Below are 21588 nucleotides of genomic sequence, written 5' to 3'. Positions count from 1 at the left end.
CTAGCTAACGCACTGCTTATCTCTAACGTTGTCCGTTACAACGCGAACGATAACCCAACCAAGCAAACGGCATTCTCTCAGTATGACCGCCCACAAGCGCGTCGTCGTTATGCAGAAGTGGCTGACCACCTGGGTCTGTCTCAAGCGGGCGACCGTACCGCTCAGAAAATTGAGCGTCTGCTAACTTGGTTAGAAGAGCTTAAGGGTGATTTGGATATTCCATTATCTATCCAGGCAGCTGGTGTTCCAGAGTCTGACTTCCTGGCGAAACTAGACGAGCTATCAGTTGAAGCGTTTGATGATCAGTGTACTGGTGCAAACCCACGTTACCCTCTAATCAGCGAGCTGCAAAAAATACTGACAGCATCCTACTATGGAAATGCATATATTGAAGGTGAAACGTTCGAAGATACAAGTGTTAACAACAAGTCTGAAGCTGAAAAACCCGCTAAAGCGAAAAAAGAAGCCGCTATAGCTTAAATTTTCTGATTGGCTCGTGCAATCTAACAACCATTAACCCCGCCTGTTTGGCGGGGTTAAAAGGAAAAAATGATGCTGTCATTTGTGGTTACAATATGCCTCACACCACCCCCCAACAATTGATGATCCCACTCTCAACATTCGGCGCGAACAATGCTTATCACGTCTATAGGTTACATATTAAGCAGTTAACACAGTTAACCTTTACATTGTCCTCGGTATTCCCTACTATCTACCGCCTTGGAGAGATGGCTGAGTGGTTGAAAGCACCGGTCTTGAAAACCGGCATACGTTTATAGCGTATCTAGGGTTCAAATCCCTATCTCTCCGCCAAATTCGTATTTGAGCGTAAGCATGAATACAACAAGATAAAGTGTGCCGACTTAGCTCAGTAGGTAGAGCAACTGACTTGTAATCAGTAGGTCACCAGTTCGACTCCGGTAGTCGGCACCATTATTTTGCGTGCATCGTATAATGGCTATTACCTCAGCCTTCCAAGCTGATGATGCGGGTTCGATTCCCGCTGCACGCTCCACTTCATTCCCTCTTAGTTCAGTCGTCAGAACGCCATATTATTTTGCCCGTCAAAGCCTAATGGTTGTGCATCTTTATTGTCATCGAGGTGTATTCCGACATACTGCCTTTAGTTTCCAAAACGATCATATACCACTCAAATAAAAGGGTTTAACGTAGCAAGGCATTGAATGAAGAACGCCAAAGCCTTTCATTTTAACCTCTCCACTGCTCATAATTAATTGGAGGTGGGGACTGAGTATACCTCTCGTTTCTTCTCTGTTAGCGTGCTCGAACTTGTAGAGATCCCCCGTCATGGCTACATCAGGGTGTCGCTCAAATGTAAATCCAATAATTTGCTTGTAATGAATATATGTGAAGAATTCGTCGGCTGACTCAAATTCTTTCCTTCCGGGGATTAGGCAATTTTCTACGAACTCAAAATATAAAGGCTCAGGTTCTCCCTCCGCCTGCTTTGCCTGCTCGAGAGCGTCGTCCAAAGAGGCGAACAGTTTTCCTTTTAACCGCAGAACTTTGAGGACTGTGGCCAATTTTTGCTCTGTGGTAAGGTAGCTCGTTGCTTTCAGTGTTGGTTGCTCTGAGTCTGCAGTCAATCCAGCGATACCGATATCGGCAATCTGTGAATATAAACTGTCAATGCCTTCTATATCTAGATAAAAGTATGTAAGCATGGCGGCCCTCTATACATTATATTGTTAGGCTTCATTCGTGATAACGACGGACTGACCCAATGCACCTATAGCTACAATATAGAATATAATTCAGCCTTCTCCTGGTTTCCTTCGTTCTGTTGTTAATGAAAATGGGCTTTGCTAAAAATCGATATTCCAATCTGGGCATTATTTTTTTCTGACCCAAAACGCTAAGATGACGGCTGAATCAAATAAGCAGTAATGTTTCCTATGCAATCTCGTCGCACATTAACCAAAGATATTTGGCACGCCTTTGTTTCTCAGTCCTCTGTGGAGGCTGAACTCCCCGATATTGATCCGCACCTACAGCAAGTTTGGTCTCGCTGTCGTCGACAACAGCGCCACGATCACTGGTCGATACCACACAGAGCTAAAGGGGTAACTTTTGCCTCAATACAAAAAAGCAAAGCACAGTTTTTAAATATTGCCGTACCGGCTATCGAAGATATTTATGAGTATCTGGAAAACGACAGCTGTGCTTTTTTAGTTTGCGATGAAACCGGCTGTACCCTTTATTTCTACGCAGACAGTGTTATGCAAGAGAAACTTGGTGCACTCGGTATTCAGGAAGGTGTTTATTGGCGGGAAGGCATAATAGGTAACAACGCGATTTCAAGTGCCATGCATTTAGCGAAAGCGACCAGAACGGCTGGCTTTGAACACTTTAAACAGGCGCTACACGATTTTGCGGTATACGCCGCCCCAATATTTGATGGTACCGGCTCAGCACATGGCTGCGTCGCATTGGTGCTGCCAGTCGAAAAAGCCAGCGTCTCTGCGTTGGGCTTAATTCATTCCGCTTCACGCGATATTGCCAGTCAAATGCAAGCTGAAAGCATGCTAACAGAGTCTAATCAGCACTTATCTGAGGTACATGTCCTGCTGGAAGGTGTTGATGAAGGTGTACTGGCGTGGTACCCCAATGGAAAGATTCATTATTTGAATCAAAAAGGCTGTGAACTCCTGGGCTTAACACCCAGTGAATTGGGCCAAGAAATCAGTTCAGTTCTCACGATGCCTCAGCGTGTACGCCAGGCCATCAAGCGTGGAAAAGGGCTGGATATGGTCGAAACCACAATAGAGAGTAAAGGCCGGCTGATTTCCTTGGTGATGTCACTAAAGATTGTGAGAAACGCTCAAAACGATACCCACTGCTATATCGCCCTACTCTATCCGCTCAAGCATATTCGCGATTTAGTGCATCAGCATGCCGGAAACCGAGCAAGATTAACGTTTGATGACATTACTGGGGGGTCAGATGCCATGCAGCGCGTGATCCGCCAAGCGCACCACGCCGCAAAAGGGCGCGGACCTATTCTGCTCCATGGGGAGGATGGAATAGGAAAAAGCCACCTTGCCCAAGCGATCCACAACGCCAGTGAAAGACATGGCCAGCCCTTTATTGCCATTAACTGCCAGGCCATTCCCAAAGAGCTAATGGCGACCGAATTTTTAGGCTCGGCACTGGACGGTGATCAAGCCTCTGTGTCGAAATTTGAACTGGCTAACGGGGGCACCTTGTTTCTTGATCAAGTGGAGTGTCTGTCTTCCGAAGTACAAGCAGCCTTACTCCACCTGCTAAAAACAGGGCTGTTAAACCGCATGAACGGCAATATTGTCTCACTGGATGTTCGTATCGTTGCAACGTCTAATATCGATTTCGATCAGTATGTGGTGGAAAATCATTTTCGCCGGCAACTACTTTTAGAGTTGCAAACGTTTGATATCCAAGTACCGCCGCTTCGCGAACGCATTGAGGATGTACCTACCTTAGTTGAACGTAAACTCACTTATTTGGAAGCTGAAAAGAAAACTCCCCTTACCATTAGCCAAGAGGCAATGTCACTTTTGATGCAGTATCGCTGGCCTGGCAACCATAGAGAACTGCGTAATGTTATCGAGCGCGCTGCCAATTTCGCCCATGAGAGTGTGATCCGGGTCAAAGATCTACCCGATAGCATTCTTTCAGCGACAGAACAAGAAGCGTTTGGGGATAAACAGTTACAGTCAAACTCTCTGGCCGATGCTGAAAAGAACACCATCATTCGCTCTGCGGTGCATTGTCGAGGCAAGATCAGCACAATGTGTGACGATTTGCAGGTGGGTCGCACCACGCTATGGCGCAAGCTAAAGGGCTACGGTATTGATATGGCAGATTATAAATAAACAGAGATGAAGTGGTTTGAGTATAAAAGGGAGATGAACGGCAGTGAAAAGCCGCACTCTTGCGTGCGGCTTTGTTATTAGGTTGAAAGTGGCTCCTTAAAGCATGGCCAGTACCTGCCCTAAGGTCTCGGCATTTAGGAGCTCTTTTGCTTTTAACGCTGCATGCTTGCTCTGGGTGGTACGCACCGCCTGCTTAACGCCAGCAATACGGATAGGGCTCATACTCAATTCATCAATACCCAAGCCGATGAGAGTCGCTGTTAGCTTGGGATCGCCGGCCATCTCACCGCAGATCCCAATGGTGATCCCGGCATCGTGAGCCGCTTGCGCCGCCATTTCAATCATCCGCAACACTGCAGGCTGAGCCGCAGATACTAAGTAGGAGACCGCATCGTTACCTCTGTCGGCTGCCATCACATACTGGGTAAGATCGTTAGTTCCAATACTGAAGAAGCTTACCTCTTTGGCTAACTGTTTGGCATTAGCTACCGCCGCAGGCACTTCAATCATAATACCGATCTCTGGTATCGCGGCTGACACGCCATCATGTTGCAGTGCCTGATAGCAAGACTCGAGCAGAGATTTCGCCTGGCGCAACTCATCAGGGGTTGAAACCATTGGGAACATCACTTGCAGGTTAGGATGTTCTGCCCGGGCCCGAAGCAAGGCGTTCAGCTGCAGTTTGAATATATCCACATTTTGTAAACATAAACGCAGGCCCCGGCATCCCAGGAACGGGTTCTCTTCTGCCCCTTGCTGCAAATAAGCTAAAGGCTTGTCGCCACCAATGTCGAGAGTCCGGATGATCACCGGCTTTTCACCGAAGACTCCGGCAATGCGAGAATAGAATTCATACTGGCTCTGCTCGGACGGTGCTTGCTCGCTATCCATAAACAGGAATTCGCTTCGCACCAGTCCGACCCCTTCGGCTCCGCAGGCAAGCGCCTGCTCAGCATCTTCCACGCTGGCAAGGTTGGCAAAGACATCCACCAGCTTGCCGTCTTGTGTTTTGGCTTTTTCCATCGCCAGCGCCTGGTCTTGCTCTCTTTGGCGATGAATACCTTCAAGTTCTTGCTGCGCGGTTGCAAGCTGTTGCGCCATCGGTGCCAGCCAGACATCGCCGCTGCTACCGTTAATAATCGCGACGTCGCCCTCCTGGCTTCGCGACATGATGTCGTTGAGCCCAACGACGGCCGGGATCCCCAGCGCACGGGCAAGAATGGCTGAGTGTGATGTACTCCCTCCCTGCTCCAGGATAATGCCTTGGACCATATGCGGATCAAGCTGCGCAGTATCTGATGGTGAAAGATCCGTGGCAACTAAAATGACCGGCTCAGTAAGCACAATTTGAGGTTCCGTTTCACCAATAAGTAGCCCCATCACCCGGCGGCCCACATCGTAAACATCGTTGGCCCGTGCCTGCATATATTCACTTGATGAGTCTTTGTATGCCTGCGCCGTCTGCTCGATGACTTGCAACCAGGCACTGTCCACATTGACCGCATCCTTTAGCATTTGCTTGATTTGATTGCCAAGCTCTGGATCTGCCAGCATTTGGCTGTGCGCGGTAAAAATTTCACTTTCTGATTTTGAGCCTGCGGTTGCAGTTTGGTTTGCCAACTCGGCCAGATCTCGCCGGGCGATATCACACGCCTGGTCAAACAGCTGCCATTCCTGCTCATAATCTAAATAGTCACGCTTGCGTGCTTCGGGCATGGTGATCCGGTAGTGCCAAATTGGTGCAATGGCAATCCCCTCGGATGCGCCAATAGCACTCAAGCGTCCGTCTTCTTCGGCAACGCGGTGTACCTGATGGGGAGCGGCAACCACCACCTCATCACTTCTCTCATCAATAGATTCATTAAAATGGCTCTCTGCGAGTAAGGCGAAAGCCTGCAACGCCTGTTGCGCCTCTTTCCCGCTGGTAATACAGGTTAGGCTGTCGCCCTGTTTTACGCCCAATAACGCAATACTGTTGATACTCTTGGCACTGACTCGCGTGTCATGGCAGTTCAGCCAGACTTGGGCATCAAATGGACTGATGGCGCCCACAATCGCAGAGGCAGGTCTGGCGTGAATGCCGTGAGGATTTTTCACCCGCCACTCAAATTCAATTTCGTTTTCACTCTCTACAGGATCAGGTTGAGAATTTGCCTGTATACCACCAGGAAGCTTGGCGCTTTGGTCTAACAGCTGGTATTTTGCTAATAATGCACTGTGTGCTTCATTGATCACTTCATCCAGTGGCATGCCTGCCGCAGCTGCAACACTTGCCGACATGGCGCCTTCAATTAGCGGCGCAGCACAGACGTGTACATTGGCGGCCTGCTCACTACTAATGAGTTCTAATGCCATATCCGTACTTAGAATTGCACTGCCCATATCTACCAGAACCAGGACGCCTTGCGGAGAATACACCTCTTCGATTGCCATCATCACGGCAACGGCATCGGTACCAATTGGGTTCTCAGGATCATCAACACCGGCTGCGACGGCTATTTTTACTTTTCCCTGGGTCATCTGGGCTGCCAACGCATGGACGCCTTTGGCTAAATCCGGACTGTGGGAAACAATTACAATACTGACCATAATCAAACCTTAAACTGAGGTGGCGCGATGCCACCTCGAACAACAAAGAGGATGGGATGTACTTATAGCGCTGAAGCGTTGCGCAGTTCTGTGAAAAGTAGGTACGAGGATGTTGCACCTGGGTCTTGATGGCCAATAGAACGCTCACCTAAATAGCTTGCTCGTCCTTTTCTCGCTTGCATTGGAATGGTGTTTTTCATTGCGCTTTCAGCTTCTGCCACAGCGATACTCAAGGCATCGTAAACACTGGCATCTTGGTTTTTCTTCAGGCTTTCCATGATACCGTTCCAGGTGTCGATCATGGTTTTATCACCCACTTCCGCTTTTCCACGCTGAACAATCCCGTCCATGCCGTCTTGAAGCATCTTGGTGAGTTCAGCAAGGCTTAGCTCTTCTTTCGCCATCACGCTGGCTGCATTACGAATAAAGAAAGTACCGTACAACGGGCCACTGGCCCCACCGATGCTCGAAAGCAGGGTCATTCCCGTGGTTTTTAAAATGGTACCAATGTCCTTATCGGCAACACTCGGTAATTTCTCTTTCACTTTTTGAAAGCCGCGGTTCATATTTAGACCATGATCAGCATCGCCAATTTCTCTGTCTAATTCAGTCAGAAAACCTTGTTCGTCTTTAAAGACGTCGGCTGATGTTTCGAGCCACTGAACGATTTGTTGCTTCGTAATTGTCATTATCTATTCCTTAATGCTTAGCAGCCCCAGCGCATTGCCGGTGTGTTAACGGGCATGTCGTACAGGGACAGCATCTCATCATCGACTTTTAGCACTGTGATAGAAACGCCCTGCATGTCTAATGACGTGCAATAGCTGCCAATAAGGTTGCGCTCGATTTTAATATCTTGCAGCTCCAGTAGTTCTGCGACTTTGCGATATACCATATAAAGCTCAGATTGCGGCGTTGCCCCGAGGTTGTTCACTAACACAATAACTTTGTCGCCAGACTGGAGCGATTCGGTGACCCAGGATTCGTCTTGCCATTCACCGGCATCATTGTCCCAACGGCGAACAATACGTTCATATGGCGTATTATCTAAGATCTCGTTCATCATATCGCTGGTGATCGTGTCGCCATCCGTAAAGGCCCGGCGCTCAATACCCGGTTCACCGTGGATCCCAACACCAAACTCAATTTCGCTGTCATTCAGATCAAAACTTGGTTTACCCGCCGCCGGAACGGTACAAGCGGAAAGTGCAACACCAAACGAACGTCCGCGGTTGGCAATACGTTTAGCCAGCCCGCTGATTTTATCCAGGTTGTAGCCTTCTTCGGCCGCTGCTCCGAGAATTTTCTCAGCCAGCACGGTGGTTGCAACACCGCGACGTCCTGCCGTATACAAGCTGTCTTTTACTGCGACATCATCATCAATCAGGGTTGCCTGTACTTTGATTCCGTCACCGTGAAGGAGCTCAACCGCGGTTTCAAAGTTCAGTACGTCACCGGTGTAATTTTTGATCAGAAACAGCACCCCTTCACCAGAATCGACCTTTTGACCACATTCGTACATTTGATCGGGGGTTGGTGAGGTGAACATCTCACCCGGGCATGCACCATCTAACATACCATTACCCACAAAACCGCCGTGCATCGGCTCATGGCCGCTACCGCCGCCCGAGATAAGGGCTACCTTGGTCTTTTGATGCTCTCGTCGCACGATATACATAGGATCTAAGCTTACGTCGAGTTCAGGGTGAGCCTTGGCAACACCTTGAAGTTGCTCTTTAACTACGTTATCGACTTTATTAATCATCTTTTTCATCGTTCTATCCTTATCCTTATGCGTAGAGTCAGCTTATTTGTTGGGTGAAAACGGGTAACAGCAAATTATTCCAGAGCAGTGCGCCAAGTACTGCCCCTATTATCGGTCCAACCACAGGCACGAGAGCGTAGCCCCAGTCAGAGTTGCCTTTGTTTTTAATGGGTAATAATGCGTGGGCGATACGTGGCATCAAATCGCGAGCCGGATTGACGGCGTAACCTGTATTTCCCCCCAAACACAAACCGATAGTACATACCAAAATAGCGACAGCATATGGACCAAATCCGGCACCAATTCCGTTATTAGCGGTGAAAATCGCCAGGATACCGATCATCAATACTGCGGTGCTAATAGCTTCTGAGATGATGTTCCATTTGGTATTTCGAATAGCAGCACCGGTTGAAAATGCGGCCAGAACCATACCGGGATCGTCTGTCTCGTCGAAGTGTTGTTTGTACGCCAGCCATAGAACTATTGCACCTAAAAATGCACCGATACACTGTGCGATTATATATACCATGGCCATTTTGGCACTTATGCCACCAATCGCCCAAAAACCTAATGTCACCGCAGGATTTAAGTGTGCACCACTTACCCAACCGGCAGCATAAACTGCGATACCGACACCAAACCCCCAACCTAGAGAGATTACTATCCAGCCGGAATTTTCCGCCTTACTGCCCTTTAGCACGACGTTTGCCACCACACCACAACCTAGTAGCACGAGCAAAAACGTTCCAAAGAGTTCAGCAACAAAAACGTTCATCAGTTACACCTCATGTGTTTCGATTAATATGTATTTATATATTTGTCTGTAAAGTCGAAACTGATGGTATGCCAGCAAGATAAGAGGGGTTACTCAGGTCATTTTGTTTCAAAATGGAACTACTGCAATTCACATTGCGTTCCGTAATGAAACATAAATTAAGATAAAGCTGAAGATGCTTGAGTTTAAGCATGCTTTTTGGCTTGTTCTCTGACTGAGAGATCGTGGGGAATCAAGAAAAAAGGCGCTAATTTCAGTGTATTTATTAGCAAATTTGAAACTTGGCTCACAAAAAATGTTGGCAATGGTTAGGTGAAAGAGGGGCTGACGGGTTTGTTGCACTTATTGCTTGAATCCAGCATGACCAAGATCCCGCTCAAGATCTTGTGAAATAGTGCTTGCAACAGCAGGGTTTCAGTCCCGCTCACATTCAACTGAAACCTGTACTCTATTTCCCGTGATCCTGACCGGGTATGTTTTAATATCTTCATACGCCGGCGCGCACAGCACTTGCCCGGTTTTCAGACAGAAACGGGCCCCATGCCTGGGACAGATAATTTCCTCACCGTCGATTTCTCCTCCGGCTAACGCTTCACCATCATGACTGCAGACATTTTCTACCGCATAGAAATGACCATCGGCGTTCACCAGAAGAAGCTCGGTATTACCCAGTTCGACGGCTGTACTCTCTCCGGCAGGAAGCTCGTTCACCGCAATGGCATCCATCCACGTTGTCATTATTTTCTCTCCGCTTTGGTATCAGCATGACGAAATCTCACCAAAATTCTGATGCCGTTACAGCAATCCTAACGCTAATTTAGCCGCATCTGACATCATGTCGACACTCCAGGGAGGATCATAAACGATTCTGACATCAACCAGATCGACCCCCGGCACGCGCAGTACTTTTTCCCGGATATCTTCGACAAGAACCGGCCCCATCCCGCAGCCGAAAGCGGTCAGGGTCATGGTGATGCTTACCATCTGACGCCCGTCAATTAGCAGGCTGTGATCAAGAGTGTAAATTAAGCCAAGGTCGACAATATTAACTGGAATTTCAGGGTCATAGCAGGTCTTAAGCTGGTCCATAACCAGGCTGAGATCCACTTCAGAAGAGGTGTCTGTTTCACGATTAAGCGCAACTGAAGCCGTCGCTTTCTTTCCCAACGCATCGGCATCTTTGTCCGCTATCCGTAACAGCCGCCCGTTTTCATTAACGGTAAAACTCCCGCCCAGCTCCTGAATGATCACCACTCGGCAATGTGCTGGCAAGGTTACCGGCGTGCCAGAGGGAATGACAATGGCGTCGCAATCACGCAGCACTGTGGCCACTTCAAAATCTTTTTGCATAATTAGGGCCCTGATCACTCCGTTGTGATCGTTTGCCGGTTATCCGGATCCTTAAGACAGCCTTTCAGGGTATGCCAGGCTAAAGTGGCGCACTTGATCCGACCGGGAAATTCTCTGACCCCGCCAAACACGGTTAACTTACCTAAGCGGCCTGACATATCTTCATCAAGATCCTTATCGATTACCTGATGATGAAAGGCGTCAAAGATCTGTAGCGTCTGATCAAGCGTTTTACCCTTAATCTGCTCGGTCATCAGTGAAGCAGAGGCCATCGAGATCGCACAGCCCTCTCCTTCGAAGCCGGCATCGACAACCCTGTTACCTTCCACCCTGAGATACAGCATCAGGCGATCACCGCATACCGGGTTATAGCCTTCCTGACAATGGGTGTAATGTTCGATTTTTTTACAGTTTCTCGGGTGCCGACCATGATCGAGGATCAATGCCTGATATAACTCCCGTAATATCTCATCCATAGCCTGTCATCCCCACATGTCCCTGACTTTCTGTACCGCTAACACCAGGCGATCAATGTCCTGTTCATTGTTATAAAAAGCAAAAGAGGCTCTGGCTGTCGCTGGGAGATGAAAACGTTGCATCAGCGGCATGGCGCAATGATGTCCGGCCCGGATGGCCACCGCTTCGACATCCAGAATCGTGCTGATATCATGGGGATGCACATCATCCAGCACGAAGGAGATAATGCTCGTCTTGTTCGGCGCGTTACCGATAATGTGCAACCCTTTTACGGGCTGCAGGGCCTGTCTGGCATAGTTCAGCAACTGCTGATCTCGCCGGATAATATTCGCCAGGCCGAGCTCCAAGACATAATCGATTGCGGCGCCCATACCGATCACACCAGCAATATTGGGGGTGCCTGCCTCAAACTTGTAAGGTGGTGCTTTATATTCGGTTTTTTCAAAAGTGACCTGGCTGATCATTTCACCTCCCCCTTGATAGGGCGGCATTGATTCCAGCAGTAACTGTTTGCCATACAACACCCCAGCTCCTGTCGGACCGTAGAGTTTATGTGATGAAAACGCGTAGAAATCGCAATCCAGTGCCTGTACATCGACAGACAATTTTGCGGCGGCCTGAGCGCCATCAACCAAAAACGGAATACCCTTTGCGTGAGCCATTGCAATCATTTGCTGCACAGGATTGATCGTACCCAGGACATTCGATACATGGGTTACCGCCACCAGCCGTGTACGCTGATTCAACATTTTCTGGTAGTCACCCAGCCTGATTTCACCCGAATCGGTGATTGGAATAACAGCTAATTTTGCACCGGTTTGCTCCGCCAGGATCTGCCAGGGAACAATATTTGAGTGATGCTCCATGGTGCTGATCAGAATTTCTTCTCCCGCCTTCAGCCTCGGTCTTAAATAACTTTGGGCGACAAGATTGATCGCTTCGGTGGTGCCGCGAACAAAGATAATCTCTTCCCGGTTAGCGGCATGAATAAAATGCTGGATTTTGTCGCGGCAGGCTTCATAAGCCCGGGTTGCCTGCTCACTGAGTGCATAAAGACCCCGGTGAACATTGGCGTTTTCACAACGATAATAGTGCTCAATGGCATTGATGACGGTATTCGGCTTTTGAGTCGTTGCGGCATTATCCAGATAGACCAGATCTTTACCGTAAAACATCTGGCATAACAGTGGAAAATCATCACGCACGGCTTGCCAGTCAATATCGGCGGCGGCCGCACTTTTCTCTTGCCCGGACGCTGGACCTTGCAATGACAGCCTGTCGCGATGTGACATAAGTGCTTCTCCTTTTCACGATGCTTCCATCAAGACATTTAATTTAGCCTGCATCCATGGCAGGAATAACTGTCGGGCCGCCTTCGTTGCCATTGTTTGCTGTATTTCATCAATAAAAGCCGTTACCAGCAGCGTTTTCGCCAGTCCTGGTGGGATCCCTCGTGAGCGTAAATAGAACAATGCCATCGGATCCAGTTGTCCGACCGCCGCACCGTGGCTGCATTTCACATCGTCGGCATAAATCTGCAGTTCAGGCTTGGTATCCACTTCCGCCTCTTGCGACAGCAGCAGGTTTTTATTAACCATCTGGGCGTCAGAATGTTGCGCATCCCGATGGACAACAATATCACCATGAAAGACGGCCCGGGACTTGCCCTGCACGACACCTTTATATAACTCCCGGCTGCAGCAGTTGGGGACCAGATGATCTATCCGGGTGTGATAATCCACATGCTGAGCGCCGTCAATACAATAAGCCCCATTGAGACGGCACTCAGCTAGCTCATCGAGTAGTCGAACCTGAATATCATTTCTTGCCAGCGCTCCGCCCAGCGTGACGTGATGGGAGTTGAACTGGCTGGCGCGCCGCTGATTCACATGCAAGCCATGAAAGTGGCTCTCGCAGGTGGCAGCTGTCTGCAGTGTATAGTGCTGGAGTCGGGAATCGGGACCCAGTTCTATTTCGGTCACCGCATTAGTAAAATCATGGTTGTGGTTTTGCTTGCCAGCCCGGCTTTCCATATTCAGATAATGTTCAATCAGGCTGACTTCTGACTGTTGCTCCAGAACCAGCAGCAAACGGGGAAAACAGATCATCGGGCGCTCGGTGCCGACAGAGATAAACAGACAATAGATCGGTGTGGACATGCGGCTGTTTTCCGGCACCTTTAAAAAGATGCCATCATCCATGAACATGGTATTGAGCGCCGCAAAAGGATGAGCAGAACCATCCGCAATGCGACCTAAATATGGGCGCAGAAAATCAGGATAGGTGTTCATCGCCTCAGACAGGGGGCACAGGATAAGGCCTTCTGGCCGCGGGCCCCATTCAGACAGCGCGTGCTGATACTTGCCGTTAACAAACACCAGCCGGTGAGCACCAGAAAGCAATGCCAGCCCGCCGGGCTGAATCGCCGCAAGTGGTGGTGTTAATTGACCAGAAAAGCCCGATTGTCCCCAAAAACCAAACTCTGGCTCTTCAATCTTATTTAACCGGGTATATTTCCAGTTTTCTTCCCGCGAGCCCGGTAGCCCTTGTTCGGTAAAGCTTGCAAAGGCATCATCGCGCAATTGCTTTAGCCAGTTCGCACCGTCGGTTTCGCCCGAGGCTAACCACCTCTGGTGATAGGCTTTACAAAATCGCTCCGTTGCATTCATTATCGCCTCCGGTAGCACAACTAGCGCCCTCTGCTCGCTGCTAATTTCATCAGACAGATCTTCCTGCCACCCACTCACCGTAACCTTTCTCTTCCAGCATTAACGCCAGCTCCGGACCGCCGGTTCGAACCAGCTTACCGCCCATCATGATATGAACAAAATCTGGCTGAATAAAATTGAGTAATCGTTGGTAATGGGTTACTACAATGATCGCCCGCTCTTGGTTACGAAATGAATTCACCCCTTCGGCAACAACCTTCAGGGCGTCGATATCTAACCCGGAGTCGGTTTCATCCAAAATAGCCAGCGATGGCTCTAACACCAGCAGCTGTAAAATCTCATTATGTTTCTTCTCTCCACCGGAAAATCCTTCATTCACGGCCCGATAGAGCAGACTTTCATCCATGCCAACCTGGGCGAGCTTCGCTTTGACCTGCTGTAAAAAGTCGATGGCATCGAGCTCATCAAGCTGGTGGTATTTACGCTGGCTGTTAACCGCCGTTTTAAGAAATTGAATGTTGCTCACGCCGGGGATTTCAATCGGATACTGAAAAGCCAGGAACAGCCCTTCACACGCTCGTTCGTCTACGGTCAGCGAGAGTAAATCCTGTTGCATAAATTGCACCTCGCCAGCCGTAACTATGTAAGAATCGTTACCCGCTAACACATTTGCCAGGGTACTTTTACCTGAACCGTTGGGTCCCATAATGGCATGAACTTCACCGGCCTTAACCTCCAGATTCAAGCCTTTGAGAATAGGATTATCATCGACGCTGACATGCAGATTGCTAATATGTAACATGCCTTCATACCTCCTGACCGCTTGCTACCGGCAACCCGCTAGCCCCGTTTATTTACCCACACTTTATTTAACCTACCGCACCTTCCAGGCTCACTTCCATCAGTGCCTGTGCCTCTACTGCAAATTCCATCGGCAATTTTCTGAACACGTCTTTACAAAAACCATTGATGATCATCGACACGGCGGCTTCAGAGGAAATCCCCCGCTGCATACAGTAAAACAGTTGCTCCTCATTGATTTTTGATGTCGTCGCCTCATGTTCCACCACCGCAGACGGGTGCTTCACTTCCATGTAGGGAAAAGTATGCGCGCTACAGCGATCCCCTAGCAATAACGAATCACACTGACTGTAATTGCGCGCATTGCACGCGTTCGGGCCAACCTTGACTAAGCCGCGATACGCATTGGAGCCCTGACCGGCGGAGATCCCCTTGGAGAGAATGGTACTTGAGGTGTTTTTACCTAAATGGATCATTTTGGTTCCGGTATCGGCCTGCTGATAATGATTGGTTAAGGCAACCGAAGAAAATTCACCCTGCGAGCCATCCCCCAGCAATATCACACTGGGGTATTTCCAGGTTATTGCCGATCCGGTTTCCACCTGGGTCCAGGATATTTTCGAATGCTGACCCCGACATAACCCCCGTTTGGTGACAAAATTATAGATCCCTCCCTTGCCTTCTTTATCGCCCGGATACCAGTTTTGTACGGTGGAATATTTGATTTCGGCACGGTCGAGCGCGATGAGTTCAACAACGGCGGCATGTAACTGGTGTTCATCCCGCATCGGCGCGGTGCACCCCTCAAGATAACTCACATAGCTGTCATCTTCAGCGATGATCAAGGTCCGCTCAAACTGCCCGGTCTTGGCGGCATTGATCCGGAAATAGGTCGACAACTCGATCGGACAACGCACGCCTTTGGGGATATAGCAGAAAGAGCCGTCACTAAACACCGCCGCATTCAGTGCCGCATAAAAATTATCGGTATAAGGAACCACCGTGCCCAGGTATTTCCTGATCAGATCAGGATGGTTCTGGATGGCGTCGGAAATAGAACAGAAGATCACCCCGACGTCGGCCAGTTGATCCTTATAGGTCGTCGCCACAGAGACGCTATCAAAAACTGCATCAACCGCCCCTTTTACCCCGGCGAGGATCGCTCTTTCATGCAGCGGAATACCCAGCTTCTCATAGGTTTCCAGAAGTTTCGGATCAACATCCGCGAGGCTTTTCGGCCCGGCAGCAAATGATTTTGGTGCAGAAAAATAGCTGATCGTATTGGGATCTATCGGGGGATAATGCAACTTAGACCAGGTCGGCACCTTCATCGTCAGCCAGTGCCGGTAGGCCTTTAAGCGCCACTCCAGCATAAAGTCCGGCTCATTTTTCTTGGCAGAAATATAACGGATAACACCTTCATTCAAGCCTGGCGGTAAGCTTTCCTCGTCAATGTCAGTTACAAAACCATGAGGATATTCTTCATTAACAAACCCATCTATCGGTTTGGTACGCCTTGTCATCCCCCCTCCTTACCTGCCGCCTTTGCGATGAATTCTCGGTGATCACAAACGTTCAGGCTTTCAAGCCCGGATGTATACCGAACCAAATAACCGGTATGGAACAATTATAGTCCTGATCCAGCAAGGTCGAGCGAAGAGCAATGCCCATAGGTATAACAGGTAATAAAAAGCGAGCCGCAATGGCTCGCACAAATCTTTACCTGAGTTAATTAATTCGTTAATCAAACCCACTGCTGCCCAGTGACAGATAGAATGAGCTCTTACCGCCTTCGGCCTGGCCGTAACCCAAATAAAGCGGCCCTAATAGCGAATCGATCCCGATATAAACACTGGCGGCACTGATAGAACTGTCCCAGCTCACTTCTGAATCGGTATTCCAGACCCCTCCCCGCTCTAACGAACCACCGATGAATACCGGCGACGAAAAAACACCAAAGTCGTTATCAAGCAGCCGATAGCGGTAAACCATCGCGCCGAATGCACTGTAACGGCCATTAAGCTCGAAGCGGTGATAGCCAGAAAGATTGAATAACCCGCCCAAATCCTGGATATAGACTGGAATTAATTCATCAGAATCGGAGCCTGCCGTTTTGGCCAGTGCAACCACGGTATGGCGCTGATAAGAAAATGGCTTCATGACGCGGGCGCTGTAATAATAGGTTTCATCATCAACACTATCATCAATGAATGTACTGCGCGTACGGTTGTAACCCAGCTCCATATCAAATCCCCAGCCAGAGCTAGGGAAATAGAAGTTGTCTAAATTATCATGGGTATAAGCCAGGTAAGGTCCATACGCTTCATAGTCTTCTTGGGCATCATCAAGCAATAAAGAAGCATCCCCTGACTGCCCACGGAATCCCAATTTCATCACACTCCACGGTTTAACATTCCAGCCCGTTTCAGCAAATACATTCGCCCGCTTATATTCGACATCTATATTCAATGCGCTGATACCGCTCTCAGCGACTAAACGCGGATCATCAATGATATTAAAGGTGCGAATTTCGCTATTCCATCCAAGGCCCAAAGCGGTGAAATATTTTTGCTGGTAGTCTAATGGAAAATATAACTCGGTTTTCACCTCTTTCCAGCTGCCGATTTGCCATTCAAACTTCCACTCTCCGCCTCGATCCGTCAAATCGGTATAGATATATTGAGCCCCGAAGGAAAAGTCTGAGCGGTTGGCAAAATCATCTTCAAAAGCAAACTTAAAATTCAGGTAACCCGGCCCCCAGGATTTTTCACTGACATCGAGGTGTAAAATATTGGCCCCCTCCTGCTGCTCAATCACATACGTGATGCGGGAAAAAATATCCTGAGCATGCAGACGATTTACGGCTTGTTCCAATTCTTCATTTGAAACCACTCGGCCAACGTCCAGATCAAGCAACGCGACTAAAGCCTGATCCGACGATAAGGTCCGGTTTTCAATTTCAATGGCATCGATGTAATAAGCCTGACTGGCTGAGAGCTGACTGCGGCGGTTCAGCTTTTCTTTGACATAAGCATCATAGGCAGGCTCCGATAACTGATATTGCAGCAGCGTAGGTAAGGCCTTTAAGGCGGTATCACGTCCGGCATGGTAGGCCCGTTCCATCTGATCGAAATCCGGCGCCATCATAAAAGAGACATCGGGCTGCAAATACACATCCCCGGGACGCATCAGTGCCTTTTGGCTATCAGCGCTGGAATTGGTCATGTAGGTGGTCAGCTGAGAGACAATATTCAGAGCGCTGTTTAGCTCATCTTCACTGAGCAAACCATCTCGCAAGTCGACCGCAATAATTACGTTAGCCCCCAAGCTATGCGCCACATCTACCGGCATGTTATTCACCACCCCACCATCAACCAGAAGCTTGTCATGCCAGCGAACCGGTTTCAGCGCGCCGGGAACCGTCATGGAAGCTTGCATGGCCGTTGCCAGATGACCAGAATCAATCACAACCGGTTCAACCTGGGCGATATCGGTTGCGACACTTCGGTATGGGATAGCCAGCTTATCAAAGGAAGATAACGCGGGCAGGTTCTCTGTCAAGGAGCGGAGTAACACTGCCATCCCCTGCCCCTGAAAGGCACCCGGCCTGACACGAAACTCACCATCGAGCGAGACCCCTAAATCGGTATGTAGCGTATAATCATCCCCCTGCTGTTTGCGGCGCAGCATCAGATCATTGCGCCCGACACGGTCTTCATAACCGCTTTGCCAGTCAGCCGCGAGCGTTCGGTGTTTGACTTCTTTAACCGATAAGCCCAAGGCGTACATACCGCCGACATAAGCGCCCATACTGGTACCGGTAACCATATCAATCGGGATCCGATTGGATTCAAGTACCTCAAGTACCCCGATATGGGCTGCCCCTTTGGCCCCTCCCCCGCTGAGAACCAATGCTATTTTTTTTCGCTCCGGTTGCACTTTTACCTCAGGTGCCGGTTGCGCCCATGCGCTCTGACCCAGAACAGCCATTAGCAACAGGCATGATCCCATTCGATACCGTTCAAACGATGACATAAAGCTCCCTAATACACCCACAGATACTTTCCGAACATATACCGTCTATGATGACAATGAACGTTACATGCGATTGTACTAAAGAAGGAAGCTTTCAGCGGTAATTAAAATGATTTGAGGGACATTGAGAATAGTTAATCAGAAGGTAGATAAAAAAGGAGAAACAGATCGTTTTCTCCTTTCTTTTATTTGTTACACGTAATAGCCAATAAATTTACACTGTAAACAGCACCCAATGATTCACACTCAGGTGCTGTTTAGATACCCCGTGCCACATCATCCAGCGCAGATAAGACCTGTTCATTGATGTGACCTTCGTGGACCAGTTTGCATACCTTACGCCGTACGGCAAGCCCGGAGATCAGACGCTCGATCGACAAATGACGATCATCTTGTTTGCTGTTGTATAACTCAACGGTTTTACTCAGTGTTTCATAGGGGACAACTTCACCGGCGACATGGAGCCAATCAAGCTTCTCTAAGAAGCAGTGGCACTCTTCTGTGATTGCGGTGACTGAGTGCCCGGTCATAGCCGATAAGGCCGTTATACTGCGTTGCAGCGCTTCTGACGATGTATATTTAGATAAGACAATCGTCAACTCATCGGCATTAATCTCAACTAAGTGTTTTCTCAACTTGACCCGCCGGCCTAAACGTCCCTTAGGGCGGCCTTCCTTTCGCTGAATAGGCTCAAACTCACCATCAATGATTGCGGAAAGCTGATCAAGCTGCTGTTTAGGCATGATCTCGTTACGTAACGGGTTTGGCATGGTCGGGGCCATGTTCCGCTTACCTTCGTTAGTGGTTTTTGCCCGGGAGTATCGGATCACTTCATCAGCATCGCATTTGATGTCGATTTGATAATCGCAGTAACGCTTATTGATATCTTCCGGCGTGATCGTCAGATGGTAACCCCAAAGATTAACGGCAAAAATATCATCGGTGATCTTATCTTCCGCCAACTTACGCAGCTCGCGAATTAAATCAGATGAAAAACGGCGCCATTCAATATTTCGCCCGAGTTTCTGATTCAGCTCGCTCAACAACATCGAATCGTTTACCCGCCGCGACATACGAGTCCGGAAGAAAGTGTAGAGCTGGAACACTAACGAATGCTGACGCAGGATCTCAGGCGGAAACAGGAAGAAATAATCACGGGTTAACAGTTCATCGAAGAATGACGGTTCCCAAACCAGAATATACAAGTTTGGTTTGATCCGGATCTCTCCGTCATCCCCTTCCTGAGGGGCTTCTTCGGAGGCGGTAATGGTCCGGGCCAGAAAACGGAAACGATCACTTTTAAAACCTTCCGGCATATTTTCACTTAACCAGCGACCGGTTAATTCGTGCAGCTGAAAATCAGTAAATTCGATTCGGTCAATACTCTCACGGATCGAATCACGAGCCGGGCCGCTGTCTTTTTTACCACGCAAAGCCAGAATATCCGTGATATAAACCGGGGTTTTGTTGCCCATCGTGCGCGACTGGATCTCATAATCCGACAGATGATGATCGTGATACTGAACAGTGAGGGTAAACAGGGCAAACAGGGTCATCAGATCATCAACGGTCATGATCGATTTCGACGATCGTGTTTCGATGATCGCTTTAGAACCACTGATCGCAACCATTGCCTTCTGATAGCTTTTTTTCGTCCGTGGCGGCGCCAATGCCTGATCAATGATCCCGGCCCAACTGGTTGGCGACACCACAATCTGATCAGCCTCATCTGGCATGCTCGGGGGAGTACCCAAGCCATATTCGTTAAGCAGGCGGCGATTAACATGATTTTGTGCCAAAGCCTTCGAACGTTTCTGCTTGTCTTTTTCCTTGCTCTGCTCTGAAAGCAGGCTACCCGTACCTAGCTGAGAAACGAGTAACGCAGGATTGATAAAATGATGCAGCATGGTCTTACCCGCCAGGCCTTCTTCAAACCGGACTGGCTGCTGACTAAATAAACCGACTGTCACAGCCGCTCTCAGCCGTTGTTGGATAGCAGCACGGGTAAGTTGACCTTCTGTCGCTTCGACCAGCTCTGTGGTTGATACGATGCCATCCTGAGTCGATAATCCCCGTAGTGAGATCAGATTCAGCAATTCAATAACACTTCTGGTTACGCCTTTGAAGTGCTGGTACTGAGGTAACCAGTCCACGAGTGTTGGTGGGATCGCAAACAAGTGCCCGTCTTTGTGGGATCTTGGTGCTGGAATGAGGATTTTCTCGATATTGTTTTTATTGCTAGGTCGAGCCGATTTCATTTGCCATTAGCCGTAGAAGCATCATCTTTCCGAAAGATTAATCGAAAAAGATCAATAAATAAAGATCTTTTTATTTAAAGATTTAAATACTGATCTTTATGATTATTAGTGATCTATATGATGTAGTGATCTAATGATCCGGGCGGAAATATGAGTGTAAGATTATGATTTTAAAGACTCTTTATTTTACCCCAAAGGGAACGATGATCATAGTGCGTTCGGAACGCTGATCAACATCAACGTGAAAGCATGATCATACAGGGTCTGGAAACATGATCATTAACTCTCCGAAACAATGATCAATAACAGTCTGTAACGATGATCAAGAAACGTTTACAGCTTATCCACTGAGTTATCCACATCTCCGGGTGCTATTTTTTGAATTCAGCTACCCAGCGGATGTTTTTGGCCCGGAAGAATGATCATAGACGGGTCTTTTCATTATCTTTTACGTTTTTTTCTCGGCGTGCTGTATTTTTAAGCAAAATTGAAATGACATCAACCGTAGCTAAGTGTTTTTTATTCATGTGTCCGTTGCCGGAGCGATGATCATGGCCCATATTGCGTATTTCAATATGATGAAGGGCTCTGCCTTTGTCGGTTCTCGTCGTGATGTGTGGTGTTAATTGGTCTGATTAAGCCAGATACAATCTACATTCGCCGTAAACTAGCGGCTATTTAACATGCTTCCGAACAAGATCATAGGATCGACAAAGTGATGCCCTCCTTCTTGATCATTTTTCCGATCTTTTCTGGCGTCTGTCGACGGTTATTCTATTCGTAGACTGGGTCATTGCTCTCTTGATCATAGTTTCAGACAACGGAGTAAATTACGGAACAATGATCAAGTTGGTTTGGATGAATTTTGTTCAGGTGACTCCCATCAGGATCTGACGTCACTGGTTTAAGTGTAATGAACTGATTTCAGCCTGATTTCTTTCTTAGTGCTCGACTTTAATGAGGATCAGCCAGTTGTGATCCTCAGTATTAAGTGTTT

The 21588-nt window shown here is 48.4% G+C and carries 15 protein-coding genes, 3 tRNA genes and 1 pseudogene; 5 read left to right on the top strand and 14 right to left on the bottom strand.

Going from position 1 to position 21588, the window contains the following annotated elements:
• The 4 genes and pseudogenes from AC2204_RS12485 to AC2204_RS12470 all read left to right on the top strand — a co-directional run.
• Positions 1–480, top strand: a pseudogene (locus tag AC2204_RS12485) (iron-containing alcohol dehydrogenase); the annotation flags it as partial.
• A gap of 242 nt (positions 481–722) precedes the next feature.
• Positions 723–813: transfer RNA gene (locus tag AC2204_RS12480), tRNA-Ser, on the top strand.
• A gap of 44 nt (positions 814–857) precedes the next feature.
• Positions 858–933 (top strand) — tRNA-Thr (locus tag AC2204_RS12475).
• Between the two features lie 7 nt (positions 934–940).
• Positions 941–1015, top strand: a tRNA-Gly gene (locus tag AC2204_RS12470).
• A 124-nt stretch (positions 1016–1139) separates the two neighbouring features.
• Here AC2204_RS12470 and AC2204_RS12465 read toward each other — a convergent pair.
• Positions 1140–1685: a hypothetical protein gene (locus tag AC2204_RS12465; RefSeq protein ID WP_318925885.1), complete on the bottom strand. Its 546-nt coding sequence runs from the start codon at positions 1683–1685 to the stop codon at positions 1140–1142.
• Between the two features lie 231 nt (positions 1686–1916).
• Between AC2204_RS12465 and dhaR the strand changes: the two genes are divergently transcribed.
• Positions 1917–3872, top strand: a complete 1956-nt coding sequence (gene dhaR / locus AC2204_RS12460; RefSeq protein ID WP_318925883.1) for a dihydroxyacetone kinase operon transcriptional regulator DhaR — start codon at positions 1917–1919, stop codon at positions 3870–3872.
• Positions 3873–3968: 96 nt separating this feature from the next.
• On the opposite strand, the gene ptsP is transcribed toward dhaR, so the two are convergent.
• The 13 genes from ptsP to AC2204_RS12395 form a co-directional block, all read right to left on the bottom strand.
• Entirely contained in the window at positions 3969–6461 is a 2493-nt protein-coding gene (gene ptsP / locus AC2204_RS12455; protein ID WP_318925882.1) for a phosphoenolpyruvate--protein phosphotransferase, read from the bottom strand.
• Positions 6462–6523: 62 nt separating this feature from the next.
• Entirely contained in the window at positions 6524–7150 is a 627-nt protein-coding gene (gene dhaL / locus AC2204_RS12450; protein ID WP_318925880.1) for a dihydroxyacetone kinase subunit DhaL, read from the bottom strand.
• A 17-nt stretch (positions 7151–7167) separates the two neighbouring features.
• Entirely contained in the window at positions 7168–8235 is a 1068-nt protein-coding gene (gene dhaK, locus AC2204_RS12445; RefSeq protein WP_318925879.1) for a dihydroxyacetone kinase subunit DhaK, read from the bottom strand.
• 28 nt (positions 8236–8263) lie between these two features.
• Positions 8264–9001 carry an MIP/aquaporin family protein gene (locus AC2204_RS12440; RefSeq protein ID WP_318925877.1) on the bottom strand — a complete coding sequence of 246 codons (738 nt, stop codon included), beginning with the start codon at positions 8999–9001 and terminating at the stop codon, positions 8264–8266.
• 414 nt (positions 9002–9415) lie between these two features.
• Positions 9416–9739 carry a Rieske (2Fe-2S) protein gene (locus AC2204_RS12435; RefSeq protein WP_318925875.1) on the bottom strand — a complete coding sequence of 108 codons (324 nt, stop codon included), beginning with the start codon at positions 9737–9739 and terminating at the stop codon, positions 9416–9418.
• 57 nt (positions 9740–9796) lie between these two features.
• The gene (sufT, locus tag AC2204_RS12430) at positions 9797–10351 is read right to left on the bottom strand and encodes a putative Fe-S cluster assembly protein SufT (RefSeq protein WP_318925873.1); all 555 of its coding nucleotides are present in this window, start codon (positions 10349–10351) and stop codon (positions 9797–9799) included.
• 14 nt (positions 10352–10365) lie between these two features.
• Entirely contained in the window at positions 10366–10827 is a 462-nt protein-coding gene (gene sufU / locus AC2204_RS12425; protein WP_318925872.1) for a Fe-S cluster assembly sulfur transfer protein SufU, read from the bottom strand.
• 6 nt (positions 10828–10833) lie between these two features.
• Positions 10834–12120 carry a cysteine desulfurase gene (locus tag AC2204_RS12420; protein ID WP_318925871.1) on the bottom strand — a complete coding sequence of 429 codons (1287 nt, stop codon included), beginning with the start codon at positions 12118–12120 and terminating at the stop codon, positions 10834–10836.
• 15 nt (positions 12121–12135) lie between these two features.
• A complete protein-coding gene (sufD, locus tag AC2204_RS12415; protein ID WP_318925870.1) occupies positions 12136–13575 on the bottom strand; it encodes a Fe-S cluster assembly protein SufD in 1440 nt (479 codons plus the stop codon).
• Positions 13547–14299, bottom strand: coding sequence for a Fe-S cluster assembly ATPase SufC (sufC, locus tag AC2204_RS12410; RefSeq protein WP_318925869.1), 753 nt, complete (start codon positions 14297–14299; stop codon positions 13547–13549). Before sufC ends, sufD begins: the two co-directional genes overlap by 29 nt.
• A 67-nt stretch (positions 14300–14366) precedes the next feature.
• The gene (gene sufB, locus AC2204_RS12405; RefSeq protein WP_318925868.1) at positions 14367–15821 is read right to left on the bottom strand and encodes a Fe-S cluster assembly protein SufB; all 1455 of its coding nucleotides are present in this window, start codon (positions 15819–15821) and stop codon (positions 14367–14369) included.
• A gap of 217 nt (positions 15822–16038) precedes the next feature.
• Positions 16039–18333 carry a patatin-like phospholipase family protein gene (locus AC2204_RS12400; RefSeq protein WP_318925867.1) on the bottom strand — a complete coding sequence of 765 codons (2295 nt, stop codon included), beginning with the start codon at positions 18331–18333 and terminating at the stop codon, positions 16039–16041.
• 257 nt (positions 18334–18590) lie between these two features.
• Complete coding sequence (locus AC2204_RS12395; RefSeq protein ID WP_318925866.1) at positions 18591–20591, bottom strand: replication initiator protein RctB domain-containing protein; 2001 nt, start codon at positions 20589–20591, stop codon at positions 18591–18593.
• Positions 20592–21588: the final 997 nt, after the last annotated feature.

This window comes from Photobacterium sp. (assembly GCF_057456235.1).
The sequence above is the reverse complement of the archived record's forward strand: the minus strand, read 5'-3'. Positions and strand labels throughout refer to the sequence as shown.